The sequence below is a fragment of the Paenibacillus sp. BC26 genome (assembly GCF_900116125.1).
Taxonomy (GTDB): domain Bacteria; phylum Bacillota; class Bacilli; order Paenibacillales; family Paenibacillaceae; genus Paenibacillus_Z; species Paenibacillus_Z lignilyticus.
In genome coordinates this window covers 1-14,477 of sequence record NZ_FPAD01000005.1, presented here as the reverse complement: position 1 = coordinate 14,477, position 14,477 = coordinate 1, and the positions used below count along the sequence as shown (strand labels likewise).

General features: G+C 47.4%; 13 protein-coding genes. 8 read left to right on the top strand and 5 right to left on the bottom strand.

Translation table 11 applies throughout. From position 1 onward, the window contains the following. Positions 1 to 76: 76 nt before the first annotated feature. The 4 genes from jag to rpmH form a co-directional block, all read right to left on the bottom strand. Positions 77 to 745, bottom strand: coding sequence for an RNA-binding cell elongation regulator Jag/EloR (jag, locus tag BM412_RS26185; RefSeq protein WP_091224663.1), 669 nt, complete (start codon positions 743 to 745; stop codon positions 77 to 79). Next, complete coding sequence (locus BM412_RS26180) at positions 742 to 1,518, bottom strand: YidC/Oxa1 family membrane protein insertase (protein WP_091224662.1); 777 nt, start codon at positions 1,516 to 1,518, stop codon at positions 742 to 744. The genes jag and BM412_RS26180 overlap by 4 nt, the downstream gene beginning before the upstream one ends. 139 nt (positions 1,519 to 1,657) lie before the next feature. Further along, a complete protein-coding gene (gene rnpA / locus BM412_RS26175; RefSeq protein ID WP_091224661.1) occupies positions 1,658 to 2,005 on the bottom strand; it encodes a ribonuclease P protein component in 348 nt (115 codons plus the stop codon). A 187-nt stretch (positions 2,006 to 2,192) separates the two neighbouring features. Continuing rightward, on the bottom strand, positions 2,193 to 2,327 hold the full coding sequence (gene rpmH, locus BM412_RS26170) for a 50S ribosomal protein L34 (protein ID WP_090574515.1): 135 nt from the start codon (positions 2,325 to 2,327) through the stop codon (positions 2,193 to 2,195). Between the two features lie 631 nt (positions 2,328 to 2,958). Here rpmH and dnaA point away from each other — a divergent pair. The 6 genes from dnaA to gyrB all read left to right on the top strand — a co-directional run bounded on the left by dnaA (position 2,959) and on the right by gyrB (position 9,353). Beyond that, the gene (dnaA, locus tag BM412_RS26165) at positions 2,959 to 4,311 is read left to right on the top strand and encodes a chromosomal replication initiator protein DnaA (protein ID WP_091224660.1); all 1,353 of its coding nucleotides are present in this window, start codon (positions 2,959 to 2,961) and stop codon (positions 4,309 to 4,311) included. 244 nt (positions 4,312 to 4,555) lie between these two features. Then, positions 4,556 to 5,698, top strand: coding sequence for a DNA polymerase III subunit beta (dnaN, locus tag BM412_RS26160; RefSeq protein WP_091224659.1), 1,143 nt, complete (start codon positions 4,556 to 4,558; stop codon positions 5,696 to 5,698). A 17-nt stretch (positions 5,699 to 5,715) separates the two neighbouring features. Continuing rightward, complete coding sequence (gene yaaA, locus BM412_RS26155) at positions 5,716 to 5,931, top strand: S4 domain-containing protein YaaA (protein WP_090980644.1); 216 nt, start codon at positions 5,716 to 5,718, stop codon at positions 5,929 to 5,931. A 46-nt stretch (positions 5,932 to 5,977) separates the two neighbouring features. Continuing rightward, complete coding sequence (gene recF / locus BM412_RS26150) at positions 5,978 to 7,087, top strand: DNA replication/repair protein RecF (RefSeq protein ID WP_091224658.1); 1,110 nt, start codon at positions 5,978 to 5,980, stop codon at positions 7,085 to 7,087. Positions 7,088 to 7,120: 33 nt separating this feature from the next. Next, complete coding sequence (gene remB / locus BM412_RS26145) at positions 7,121 to 7,369, top strand: extracellular matrix regulator RemB (protein WP_090980648.1); 249 nt, start codon at positions 7,121 to 7,123, stop codon at positions 7,367 to 7,369. 73 nt (positions 7,370 to 7,442) lie between these two features. Next, positions 7,443 to 9,353, top strand: a complete 1,911-nt coding sequence (gene gyrB, locus BM412_RS26140; protein WP_091224657.1) for a DNA topoisomerase (ATP-hydrolyzing) subunit B — start codon at positions 7,443 to 7,445, stop codon at positions 9,351 to 9,353. A 50-nt stretch (positions 9,354 to 9,403) separates the two neighbouring features. Here gyrB and BM412_RS26135 read toward each other — a convergent pair whose 3' ends face one another. Then, positions 9,404 to 10,156, bottom strand: a complete 753-nt coding sequence (locus tag BM412_RS26135; RefSeq protein WP_177246104.1) for a YheC/YheD family protein — start codon at positions 10,154 to 10,156, stop codon at positions 9,404 to 9,406. A 408-nt stretch (positions 10,157 to 10,564) separates the two neighbouring features. Between BM412_RS26135 and gyrA the strand changes: the two genes are divergently transcribed. After that, positions 10,565 to 13,057 (top strand): DNA gyrase subunit A, encoded by a 2,493-nt coding sequence (gyrA, locus tag BM412_RS26125; protein WP_091224655.1) that lies wholly within the window; start codon positions 10,565 to 10,567, stop codon positions 13,055 to 13,057. A gap of 43 nt (positions 13,058 to 13,100) precedes the next feature. Next, positions 13,101 to 14,186: an HD-GYP domain-containing protein gene (locus BM412_RS26120; RefSeq protein WP_091224654.1), complete on the top strand. Its 1,086-nt coding sequence runs from the start codon at positions 13,101 to 13,103 to the stop codon at positions 14,184 to 14,186. Positions 14,187 to 14,477 lie beyond the last annotated feature (291 nt).

Sequence of the window (14,477 nt, the reverse complement as noted above, 5' to 3'; positions counted from 1 at the left end):
ATGTTATTTTCCCTCATATTTAAAAAAATGAGCAATGACCATTAAAGAGCCATTGCTGAAAAAGAGCTGTATGCTTCTACTTGAGCGTTATTACGACACGGCGATTTGGTTCATCGCCTTTGCTAAATGTTTTAACCTTGGCGTGGTTCTGTAATTGCGAATGAATGATCTTCCGCTCGTGAGGGGACATCGGCTCCAGTACAACTTCCTTGCGTGTACGGATAACATGTCCCGCCAGCCGATCGGATAAATCCTCAAGCGTCTTCCGGCGACGCTCGCGAAAATCTTCCGCATCAAGCACAATGCGAAGATGGCTGTTGGAATAACGGTTGGCCACAATGTTGACCAGGTATTGCAAAGCGTCAAGCGTTTGGCCTCTACGTCCGATCAGCATGCCAAGATCGCCGCTTCCCGATAACGCGAGGGTTAAACCGTCTTTCGAATCGTTACGAGCAATCGTAATGTCAAGCCCCATCGTTCTTGCCACTTCGGTGATGAATCGTTCCGTTTCAAGGAGCGGATCTTTGGCTGCCGCCGCAGTAACCGATGGCGTCTTCACTTGCTCGACCACTGGTACAAGCACGAGTTCCACTTTCGCAGCTCGCGCACCGATCAAGCCGAATAAACCTTTGGACGGTTTCTCGAGAACAGTTACATTAACGCGATCCGCTGACACTTGCAATTCCGTTAAACCATTTTGTACAGCATCTTCGATCGTTTTGCCCGATGCTACGATTTTCTTCATTTCGCAGGTACACTCTCCTTGCCCTTAGGTGAGTTGCGTACATATAGGAAATAGTTTTGCACAATGGTGTAGATATTGCTGAATACCCAGTAAAGCGGCAATGCAGCCGGGAAAGACAACGCCATAACGAAGATCAATACCGGGAAAATCATCATAATCCCTTGCATCGCCGGCATTGTTTTCTGTTGCGACGACATCATCTTAGATTGAATGAACGTAGTGATGGCAGCCAAGATTGGCAGCACATAAGTATGGTCCTTCTCTCCAAGCTCCAGCCACAGGAATGTATGCTCACGAATGTTTTCATTCATATAAATCGCATTGTAAAGCGCAATGAAAATCGGCATTTGCACGAGCAACGGCAGACAGCCGGCCAGCGGGTTAACTTTATGCTGTTGGAACAGCTTCATCGTTTCTTCCTGCTGCTTTTGCGGGTTGTCCTTGTGCTTCTCTTTCAATTTCGCAAGCTCCGGCTGCAATGCCTGCATGGCCTTCGAGCTGCGGTATTGTTTAATCGTAAGCGGTAGAATCAACGTTCTGACGATGATAACCATCAGCAAGATCGCAATGCCATACTCGCCGCCAAACCATTTGGCAAAAGTTTCGAGTACTAGTGAGAAATAATACACTACGTTTCTCTGCCAGAAGTTACCGTGTTCCAGGTCAGTCATTGATACCGTGTGAGTAGCCGATGAACAGCCGCTCAGGAAAAGCATGACCGCAATTAATGCAATTGCCGTCAGCCATGTTCGTTTCGAAATACGGGACAACATGTAAATCTCCTCTCTGCATACCGATAGCGTAAGGTCCGGAAAACAAGGACCAGTTGCATTTTCATATTCACGTAAACTATATCACATTTTATGGCACAAAGAAACAAGCCTCCTGCTCACATAAAAGCGATTACACACCTTAACGTGAAGTCTTCAGAAGACCTGCTCGTTTCAATACGTGAAGCATGCTTTTTTCGAGTTCCTTCAGCTCCAGACCAACCGCCGGCTTCCTCACAATAACGATCAGATCCAGCTGCCCGGTTATACGGTCCTTCTGCCCTCGGACAATTTCCTTCACAAGACGCCGCATTCGATTGCGAACGACGGCATTCCCGATCTTCTTGCTCGCCGATACACCAAGCCGTAATGGATCCGCCTGCAGCTGGCGCGACCAATAAACGACAAATTGGCTGTTTGCGAATGATTTGCCGTTCCGATAAATCCGGCTGAAATCTTCGCGGTTACGCAATCGCAATTTTCTTTGCACGGGTACACCTTCACCGGACCTTTATTTATATATCTGTAGGAAAAAGGGCTCTCACCCACATAACTCTCCTAAGATCATCATGTGACTAATCGTCTCTCCCTCATTATAAGGAAGCGCACAATTCGTTCTTCTTCCTCTATTCTTGCCGTAAAAAAGAAAAAAAGACCACGTAATGTGGTCTTAAGGTTTACGCGCTCAATACTTTTCTTCCACGTTGACGGCGGGCGCTTAGCACTTTACGTCCGTTTGCGGAAGCCATGCGTTTACGGAAACCATGAACTTTCTTGCGTTTGCTAACGTTCGGTCTGAATGTCGGTCTCATTATCAATGCACCTCCTATACCTTACTCAAATCACCATTACTATTTCTATCGTCTGGCGCGATTAGCGATCATCAGTTTTTTCTAAGCGTGAACAGCTGCGCAGCCGAGATAGTCAAACCACGAGCGTCCATCGGTGAAAAAACGCCTTTTTCAATTAAACCATGCAGATGCCCAAAAGTCAACCAGAAACAGCTGTGGGAAGAGTCTCCAACGCCAGGCTGTGGATAAAAATATAAACAGGGCCTTTAGGTTGATAATTTAATAACATGTGGATGAATTTATCGGAGATTCCCGCATTATGTCGAATTGGTAACAAGATATAAACAATATCTAGTGTTGTCGATAACTATTATACACAACCTATAGAATTTGTGGATAAAATCAGCGGAATCGTTGAATATCAAGGGTTATTTTGCTATGATGAATATGTTTTCCGTGTGGATGACTCCAACTCCCCCTCAACATTATCAACACCCTGTGGATAACAATGTGAACAACATTCATCCCCTTTTGATAATTTTTATGCACCCATCCTTAATAATGTGGATGAAATTGATCAGAATGCCCGATGTTTCGACATCGATAGCACGACCGCGCCGTTTTCGGTGAATTGGATAAGGAGTGACAATCTGTGGATAGCCATACGCACGAAATGTGGCAACAGGTGCTGTCGATCATTCAAACGAAGCTCAGCAAGCCAAGTTTCGACACTTGGTTCAAAGCGACTAAGGCTTCGTTTAGTGGTGATTCTACTGTCATTGTGACAGCGCCGACGACTTTTGCGGCCGAATGGCTCGAGAGCCGGTATACAAAGCTTGTGCGGACCACACTGCAGGAATTTATGGGGCGCCAATATGACATTAAATTTGTCATTGAAGAGAATAAGCCGCCTGAGCCCGCAGAAATCCAACCAATCATTATGCCAACCGTGCATGTCGGGCCGGAAGAGCCCTATACGCACATGCTTAACCCTAAATATATGTTCGACACATTCGTCATCGGCGCCAATAACCGCTTTGCCCATGCCGCTTCTTTAGCTGTGGCCGAAGCACCGGCGAAGGCTTATAATCCGCTGTTCCTATACGGCGGCGTCGGACTGGGCAAGACGCATTTAATGCATGCGATCGGGCATTATATTTTGGAACATAACCCGAATACGCGGGTTCTATATTTATCCTCCGAGAAATTTACGAATGAGTTCATCAATGCCATTCGGGACAACAAAGGCGAGAGCTTCCGCAACAAATACCGAAACATTGACGTGCTGCTCATTGATGACATACAGTTCCTGGCCGGCAAAGAACAAACGCAAGAAGAGTTCTTCCACACCTTTAATGCGCTGCATGAAGAACGTAAGCAAATCGTCATTTCCAGTGACCGGCCGCCTAAAGAAATTCCAACCCTGGAGGAACGGCTTCGTTCCCGGTTTGAATGGGGCTTAATAACGGATATTCAGCCGCCGGACCTTGAGACGCGGATCGCAATTCTGCGGAAGAAAGCGAAAGCGGAGAATCTGGACATCCCGAACGAAGCAATGGTCTACATCGCCAGCCAAATCGATACGAATATTCGCGAGCTGGAAGGCGCATTAATCCGCGTCGTAGCGTATTCATCGCTCATTAATGAAGATATCTCGTCCCATTTGGCGGCCGAAGCGCTTAAAGATATTATTCCATCAAGCCGGCCAAAAATGATTACGATGCAGGATATCCAGCAAAAAGTTGGGGAGCTGTACGGACTCAAGCTAGAGGAGTTTAAAGCGCGTAAGCGTACGAAGGCAGTTGCGTTCCCAAGACAAATTGCGATGTATCTGTCCCGAGAATTAACGGACTACTCGCTGCCTAAGATCGGGGAAGCGTTCGGCGGACGCGACCATACAACCGTCATCCACGCGCACGAGAAAATTACGCAGCAGCTGAAAGTGGATTCGGAGCTCTACAAAATCGTTCAAACGTTAACGGATAAAATTAAAAATCACACGTAAATACGAAGACTGTGGATATAGCCCCAAAAGTTATACACTTCTTCAACATTTCATCAGCAAGCCTATGCACACGCTATACACATGTGGATAGGCTTGCTTTATCCGTGTTTGAACCACTTATCCACATATTCAGCGCCCCTACTACGACTTCTACTAATATTTATTAATAAACATCATCAAATATAGGTGACAACGCAGCCTCCTCAATCGCCGCCTTGATCCCTGCAATATAGGAGTGACTTTCATGAAATTAACCATTCGAAAAGATCAATTGAACGACGCGATCCAACAAGTTTCCAAAGCAACTTCCAGCAGACCGGCTATTCCCATTCTCGGCGGTATCAAAATCGACGTTACTCACCAAGGTGTAACACTTACCGCCAGCGATACCGATATTTCGATTCAAAGCTTTATTCCCGTTGAGAACGGTGAATTTGTCATTGCTAAAGTACAGAAACCGGGCAGCGTCGTACTGCCGGCTAAGTTCTTTGTTGAAATCGTGAAGAAGCTGCCGTCCGAAGATCTCGAAATTGAAGTAAAAGAACATCACCAAACGATGATTCGATCCGGTTCGACGGATATCCAAATGGTTGGCCTTGATCCCGAAGAATTCCCGATTCTTCCGACAATCGAACAAAGCGAGAACATCTCCGTTCCGGGAGACCTGCTGAAATCGATGATCCGCCAGACGGTTTTCGCGGCTTCTACCAGCGAACAAACGCCGATTTTGACCGGAGCGCTCTGGAATTTACAAGAAGGCCAGCTGAAATTCGTGGCAACGGACCGCCATCGTCTGGCCAGCCGAACAGCTGTTGTCGAAACGCCTGAAAACTACCGTTTTTCCAATATTGTTATTTCCGGAAAGACATTAAACGAGTTATCCAAGCTCGTTCCGGACGATCATACACATGTGGATATCGTTGTGGCGGATAACCAAGTGCTGTTCAAAGTGGGCAACGTATTGTTCTACTCGCGTATTTTGGACGGGACTTACCCGGACACTTCTAAAATTATTCCGCAGCAGTTCAAAACAGAACTCGTTCTTCACACAAAAAAATTGACGGATGCGATCGATCGTGCATATTTGATGTCACGTGAAGAGAAAACCAACATTGTTCGCCTCATTTCGGACGAGGACGGCACAATTGAAATTTCATCGAGCTCCACGGAACTCGGCCGCGTAACGGAGAAACTCGATGCCAAAGAAATGAACGGTGAGCAGCTTCGCATCGCCTTTAACTCCAAATATATGCTTGATGCCCTGAAAGTTATCGATAGCGAGTATTTGTTTATCGGATTTAACGGCGCGATGAGCCCGATCATCATTAAGCCGACTGACCATCCGCACAGCCTGCACCTCATCTTGCCATACCGGACGACAGGCTAAAGAAGGAGAATGAAACGATGAAAGAAATAGGAATTTCGACAGAATATATTGCACTCGGACAGTTTCTTAAGCTGTCTGACTGCATTGACTCCGGCGGTGCAGCCAAATTCTTCTTGCAGGAGAACGAGGTACTGATCAACGGGGAGCCGGACGACCGCCGCGGCCGCAAATTGTACACCGGCGATAAGATTGACGTGAAAGGGTTCGGCAGCTTTACGATCGTGAAACGGTAATGCAGCGAGCAACACGGCTTGTCAGCAGTAACCGGGGGGCATCCAAGTGCGATTAACATCCATTCAATTGCAGCATTATCGCAATTACGAGCAAATTGAGCTTGCGACGGACAGTCAGGTTAACTTGTTTGTCGGTCGCAATGCGCAAGGTAAAACCAACCTGCTGGAAGCGATTTTCGTTCTGGCTTTGACGAAGTCTCACCGAACGAGCAAGGACAAAGAGCTAATTGGCTGGCAATCCTCTGAAGCGCGGATCCGGGGTGTAGTGGAGAAACGATATGGTCCGCTCACGCTGGATCTTTCTTTGTCTCCCCAGGGGAAGAAAGCGAAGATAAACGGCCTGGAGCAGCGCAAACTTAGCGAGTTTGTCGGATCGCTTAATGTCGTCATGTTCGCTCCCGAGGATTTGGAAATCGTAAAAGGCACGCCGGGCATCCGAAGACGATTTCTGGATATGGAAATCGGCCAGGTTCAGCCCGGTTATTTGCATGCACTGGGTCAGTACAGCAAAGTGCTCGTACAGCGCAATAATTACTTGAAAACAGCATCGCCCGGCAATGCCAATCAGGCCATGATGGATGTCTGGAATATGCAGCTTGCAGAGTACGGTGTTAAAATTGTGAAAAAAAGGCAAAACTTCATAGAGAAGCTTCAGAAGTGGGCACAGCAGATTCATGCAGGCATAACAGCCGGCGCAGAAGAGCTGACAATCGTTTATCGCCCCTCGTTCGAAAGTGACCCGACCGAAGATGAATCTATATTATTTGAGCAATTTATGATAAAGTTAACACAAGTAAAGGATCAGGAGCTTCGTCGCGGTATGACGCTCGTTGGTCCTCATCGTGATGACATGGCCTTTTTTATAAACGGCAAAGAAGCCTCTGTATATGGGTCACAGGGCCAACAGCGAACGACAGCTTTATCGCTGAAATTAGCTGAGATTGAACTTATCCATGAAGAAATCGGCGAGTACCCTTTGCTGCTGCTCGATGATGTTTTATCCGAGCTGGACCAGCACCGGCAAACGCAGCTTATAGAAACTTTTCAAAGTAAAGTGCAGACCTTTATTACGACGACCGGGCTTGAAAGCGTCAATATCAGCAAGCTCCATGATTCCCGCGTGTACCAGGTGAAGGACGGTCATGTCGAACAGTAAGCCTTAAGGCGTTGCCTATGAGAGGTGGAGGCTATGTACATTCATTTGGGCGGAGAAAAAATTATTCGTGCTACGGAGCTCGTAGCTATATTTGATATCTCAATCGAGCAGTCCTCCAAGCTGTCCAAGCAATTCGTCGCACAGGCTCGGAAGCGCAAAGACGTTGAAGTTATAGGAGAAGAAGAAGCGAAATCCATTGTAGTGACCGAGCATAAGATCTACTATTCGCCGATTTCATCCTCAACGCTGAAGAAACGATCGCACCATTTTGCGACTAACTAGGGTCGTACAACGGGAATTGATATTGCAGCATTAGATGCGGCAAGAGTAGTTGAGAGGAGCAGTGAAATTGAGCATGTCGTCGAATCAGCATACGTATGATGAAAGTCAGATTCAGGTACTTGAAGGATTAGAGGCGGTACGTAAACGCCCGGGTATGTATATCGGCTCCACCAGCGGCAAAGGGCTTCACCATCTCGTATGGGAAGTTGTTGACAATAGTATTGACGAAGCGCTGGCAGGTTTCTGTACGCGCATTGAAGTTATCATTCACGAGGATAACAGCATTACCGTCATCGATAACGGCCGGGGGATTCCGGTTGGCGAGAACGTGAAACTGAAGAAATCGACACTTGAAGTGGTTATGACTGTTCTCCATGCAGGCGGTAAGTTTGGCGGCGAGGGCTACAAGGTTTCCGGCGGTTTGCATGGCGTTGGTATTTCCGTCGTGAATGCGTTGTCCGAGCATGTAGAGGTAACCGTTAAGCGGGAAGGCCATATTCACAGACAAGAATATCGTCGCGGCGTACCGCAGTACGATCTCAAAGTAATCGGCGATACCGATGAAACCGGTACAACGACTCGTTTCAAACCGGATTCTCAGATTTTCACAGAGACGTTAGTTTATGAGTATGAGATATTGCAATCTCGTATTCGCGAGCTTGCATTTTTGAATAAAGGAATTGAGATTGCGCTGCTTGATGAGCGAACAGGTGCAACCAACACGTACAAATACGAAGGCGGGATTAACGAATTCGTCAAGTATTTGAACCGTAATCGTGAAGCATTGCATGAGCAGCCGATCTACGTGGAGGGCAACAAGGACAACATCCATGTGGAAGTAGCCTTGCAGTATAACGATAGCTATACAGAGAACATTTACTCGTTCGCTAACAATATCAACACGCATGAGGGCGGAACGCATGAGTCCGGCTTCAAGAGCGCGCTGACACGTATTATTAACGAGTATTCCCGCAAAATGAACGCGATCAAAGAAAGCGACTCCAATCTGTCAGGTGACGATGTTCGTGAAGGTTTGACGGCGATTATTTCCGTCAAGATTCCGGAGCCACAGTTTGAAGGGCAAACGAAAACCAAGCTTGGTAACAGTGAAGTGCGGGGGATTGTCGAATCCTTCTTCGCGGAGAAGTTCCAAGAGTTCTTGAATGAGAATCCGGCTGTTTCGAAGAAAATCATCGAGAAGGGCCTTCAAGCTGCACGTGCGCGTGAAGCTGCTCGTAAAGCCCGTGAGTTAACCCGTCGTAAGAGCGCTCTGGAAGTGAGTGCATTACCGGGTAAATTGGCGGATTGCTCTTCGAAGGATGCTTCGATCAGTGAAATCTATATCGTAGAGGGTGACTCTGCGGGCGGATCGGCTAAACAAGGCCGTGATCGTCATTACCAAGCCATTTTGCCGCTGCGGGGTAAAATTTTGAACGTTGAGCGCGCGCGCCTGGACCGTATTTTATCCAATACGGAAATTCGGGCAATCATTACGGCGCTGGGTACGAGCATAGCCGATGATTTCGATATCTCCAAAGCTCGTTACCACAAAGTCATCATTATGACCGATGCCGACGTCGACGGCGCACATATTCGTACGCTGCTGCTCACCTTCTTCTTCCGCTACATGCGCAAAATTATCGAGGCCGGCTTTATTTACATCGCACAGCCGCCGCTCTTTAAGATCGAACGCAATAAAGTCATTCGTTATGCGCAAAGCGAGAAAGAACGGGATGCCATCATCAGCGAATTCGGTGAAGGCGCTAAAGTCAATGTACAGCGTTATAAAGGTCTCGGAGAGATGAACGCATCGCAGCTGTGGGAGACAACTATGGATCCGGAAAGCCGCACGATGCTTCAAGTTACAATCGAGGATGCCATTGAGGCTGACAACATTTTCGAAACCCTTATGGGGGATAACGTCGAGCCGCGCCGTGAATTCATTCAAGAATTTGCGAAGTACGTGAAGAATCTCGATGTATAGAGCGTAAACCCAACAAACAACAAGCCGTCCGGAGATTCGGGCGGCTTGTGTTATTTCTTTTTGCGAATATTTGCTACGTGGTAGCGGTAAATGCGGCGGAAGATATCTTTATCCGGTAGTTTTCGGAAGATATAAGGATCAGGCATCGTGTTGACCTCAAGGATCCACGGCCTGAAGGATTGATCAATTGCCAGATCGAGACCGATCTCTTTGATTCCCTTATACTTGGTCTGCATTTGATGGGCAGTGGCTACGCCGAGCTCAGCTAACCATTCTTGATAGCTGGCGATTTGCGCGCTGGATAGATGCGATCCCATGAGCTTCTCGAAGGACATCGCAGTGCCGCCATTATGACAGTTGGTTACGACTTTGGAGGGGTGGCTGACTCTGCCGATGACACCGGTCGTTACCCATTGCTGTTTCAGGTTGCGCTGAACCATGACGCGAACATCGAATCTTCTTTTGTCATAAGTAAGTAAATGAATGCCCTGTTGAATCAAATATTTGCGTCCTTGAATGGCTTGCCCGAGAGATTGAGCCATCGACTCAAACGAAGAAAATCGCTGAAGCTTGGTCCCAAGCTGATAGGTGTACGTATTATCGGCTGTTTTCTCCACCCGGATGACGCCGTTGCCGAATGTGCCGTGATCGGGTTTTACATAAAGCATTTCAAACTCATTAAGCATCTGCTCAAGATCAGACGTGCTCCACACTTGTGTCACCGGAATACGCTGACGCAATTCGTCCGAATGCAGCAGTACGATTGTTTTCTCCCATTTGCTTCTAACGCGTTGAATGGCCAACAATGTCCCGCCTTCCAGAGGGATAGTAGGTGGTGCAGGAATGCCCAGCCTGCAGGAGACAGGGGTTGAAAACGATGTTATAATAGGGATAATGCCTATTTTTGCTTTTACGCAAAATTGCCCGATTAAAGGACGTCTACAGCCGTTTCACCCTTGCTTGTTAGATTATGGCGGAGAACGGTGCATGGAGTGGGCGAATACCTACGTTTGGCGAAAGTTTGTTGGATGGTGGGTGCCTGAAACAACTTTATTGCCGGCAAACGTTTAAGGTTGGCTGGATTGAGAAAAAACTATAATGGATTCTAGTATTCTGTTATACGAATTATCCCTGCTTTCATGATGCGAATAACACTGTAATCGCATTCGAAGGCTCATGTTGATGTTATAAGCAACCCTAGGAGGTCAACGATGGCGGAAGAGAACAATCTGCAAGTAAGGGATCGCGATATCGGTACTGAGATGCGCGAATCGTTTATGGATTATGCAATGAGTATCATCGTTAGCCGCGCACTTCCGGATGTACGAGACGGACTGAAACCGGTTCACCGTCGGATTCTCTTTGCCATGTCCGAGCTTGGCATGTCTCCGGACAAGCCATACAAGAAGTCGGCCAGAATCGTAGGCGAAGTTATCGGTAAGTACCATCCGCATGGTGACTCTGCCGTTTACGAGACCATGGTCCGGATGGCGCAAGATTTCTCGCTGCGGTATATGCTTATCGACGGTCATGGTAACTTCGGTTCCATTGACGGTGATATGGCGGCAGCTATGCGTTACACAGAGGCGCGTTTGTCCAAGATCGCGATGGAAATGCTTCGCGATATCAATAAAGAAACGGTCGATTACATTCCAAACTATGACGGCGAAGAGCATGAGCCGAAAGTACTTCCTGCCCGTTTCCCGAATCTCTTGGTAAACGGTTTGACAGGGATTGCGGTAGGTATGGCTACCAATATTCCGCCGCATAACTTGACCGAAGTTATCAATGGCGTACAAGCGCTTATCCAGAACCCTGATATCACTCCAATCGAGTTGATGGATTATATCAAAGGACCGGACTTCCCAACTGCCGGCTTCGTAATGGGACGCGAAGGGATGCGCCAAGCCTATACAACAGGCCGCGGATCCGTCACCATGCGTGCGCGTGCAACAATTGAGGAGAACGGCGGCAAAGCGCGGATTATCGTGCATGAGCTTCCTTACCAGGTTGTCAAAGCAAGACTTGTCGAGAAAATCGCAGAGCTTGTCCGCGAGAAGAAAATCGAGGGCATTACCGATCTTCGCGATGAGTCTGACCGTAACGGGATGCGCGTCGTCATTGAGCTTCGCCGCGATGTGACGCCTACAGTTGTATTGAACAATTTATACAAACAAACGCAGATGCAGATGAACTTCGGCTTCAACATGCTTGCCCTTGTTAAAGGAGAGCCGCGTACACTCAACCTGCGTGATATTTTGTATTACTATTTAGAGCATCAAATCGAAGTCATTCGCCGTCGTACGGAGTTTGACCTGAAGAAAGCGGAAGCTCGCGCTCACATTCTGGAAGGCTTGCGTATTGCGCTTGATAACCTTGATGAAGTCATCAAATTGATTCGTGCATCGCAAACAACGGAAGAAGCAAGAGAAGGCTTGATTTCGCGCTTTAGTCTAAGCCTCGATCAAGCACAAGCCATTCTCGACATGCGTTTGCAGCGTCTGACAGGACTCGAGCGCGACAAGATCGAAGCTGAGTATGCTGAACTGCTTCGCAAAATTGCGGAATTCAAAGCGATTCTTGCTGATGAGCAGCTTGTTCTGCAAATCATCAACGAGGAACTTGAAGAAGTGAAAGAAAAGTTCGGGGATGAGCGTCGTACGGAGCTGATGGCAAGTGAAGATGAGATCTTGGATGAAGATCTGATTCCGCGCGAGGATGTCATTATCTCGGTTACGCACTCCGGTTATGTGAAGCGTCTGCCGGTTACAACTTACCGCAGCCAGAAACGCGGCGGCAAAGGCGTTATCGGAATGGATACGAAGGATACCGACTTTGTCGAGCATCTGTTTGTTTCCAACACCCATCACTTCCTTCTCTTCTTTACGAATAAGGGAAAAGTGTACCGCCTGAAGGCTTATGAGATTCCGGATCTCAGCCGTACAGCTCGTGGGACACCGATCATAAACCTGATTCAAATCGAGCAAGGAGAAACCGTTAATGCGGTTATCCCGGTTGAATCGTTCGAGCCGGATCGTTTCTTGTTCTTTGCAACGAAACAAGGCATCGTGAAGAAAACACCTCTTGATGACTATTCGAACATCCGTAAAGTTGGACTTATCGCGATTAACCTGCGCGATGACGATGATCTGATTGGCGTGAAGCTGACGGACGGAACGAAAGAAATCATTATGGGTACGAGCCAAGGGATGTCCATCCGATTCCCAGAGACGGATGTTCGTCCGATGGGACGTTCGGCGACAGGGGTTAAGGGGATTAACTCTGATGACGACGATCAGGTAATCGGTATGGATGTTGTAGAGCCGGAGAATGAGGTATTGATCGTTACAGCTAATGGTTATGGTAAACGTACTCCGGTAAGTGAGTACCGCAGCCAAAGCCGTGGCGGTAAAGGGATCAAGACGCTCAATGTAACGGAGAGAAACGGATCGATCGTCAGCTTGAAAGTCGTTCAGAACGATGAGGATCTGATGATCATGACATCCGGAGGCACGCTCATTCGTATGAGCATGGCCGGCATCTCTACAATGGGCCGTAACACGCAAGGGGTTAGACTCATCAACATTCGCGAAGATGATGCTGTTGCGACGGTTACCCGTGTGGCGCGCAATGACGAGTCGGACAACAATGATGAAGAGTTAGAGGGCGAGGAAACAGAAGGAACGTCCTCCACTGAAGAATAGACATAGACGAGAAAGATAATCGCAGGCATCGTGGAGGAGAGCTATGGGGACAGTAGCGATTTCGCAAGTAAAGCTTGGGGACAAAATTGCACAAGACGTTCTCACCCCGCTTGGCAGTGTGCTTTTGCATAAAGGTAAAGTGGTAACTCCACGTGAGTATGATATCTTGCATGCATTCCTTGTACCTACTGTCTGCATCGATGCGCCAGGGGACAAGAAGGAAGCAGAGGAAGCAGCACAAGACAAAAATCTAGAATCAGGCAAAGAGAGCTCGGTTAAATCGGGATTGATGGAGCAGTATGACCTAACGGTTGTGCTGCTCAAGAAAGTGTTCAATCAGATGATGAGCGGAATGGCTTTGCCGATTCTTGATTTGCGTAATCAGCTGGAAGCGCTGCTGTCTTATAGTCACGACTATAAGATGATGACCTTCTCTCCGCAGAATGTCCCGAATGAGGATTACCTGTTTCACAAAAGCGTCATGTCAGCATTAAGCTGCTACATGCTCGCTCAGTGGAATAACCTCCCCAAGAAGGACTGGATGCAGTCGGCGTTCGCAGGGCTGCTTCATGATATCGGCAACGCTAAGATAGACCGCAACATCCTCAATAAACCTACGAAGCTGACGGCTGAGGAAGTAGAGGATATGAAACGGCATACTGTTCTTGGCTATCAGTTGCTCAAGAACGCTGCAGCGATCAATGAAGGCGTGAAGCTGGCAGCACTGCAGCATCATGAACGGTATGACGGGAGCGGTTATCCTCTTGGTATCGGGTCGGAAAAAATCCATCCTTATGCAAAGTTTGTAGCGATCTCGGATATCTTCAATGCCATGACGATGAAACGCGCTTACCGTAAAGCAACATCGCCTTACTTAGTGCTTGAACAGCTGCTGCAGGACTCATTTGGCAAGCTGGATCCTGCCTACGTACGGATCTTTATTGATAAGGCAACTCAGTTTAACAATGGAACAGTCGTACGATTAAATGATGATCGGGTCGGTGAGATTGTATTCTCAGACAGGAACCATCCGACAAGGCCTTGGGTATCTGTATCCGGAACGATCGTCAACCTTATTACCGAACGACAGCTATATATAGAAGAAGTAATGTCGAGAAACAATCAATAAGAAGATTTTCAAAATAAAGGTTGACCTGATTTGTCGAACTGTGTTATATTACTCCTTGCCGCTTTTGAGGCAAAGAAATATAACACAGTTTTTTATTTGAAAGAATAAAAAAAGCTTGCAATGAAGTAAGCGAATGTGATATATTAATCAAGTCGCCGCTGAGACATGGGCGCACAAAACAAGAAGTATTTGTTCCTTGAAAACTGAACAATGAGCGACCAGTCAAATGGTTATAAATCGCGAAACATAACGTTTCGCAAAGCTAGTTTTTTGAATGAGCTACCAAGCGAA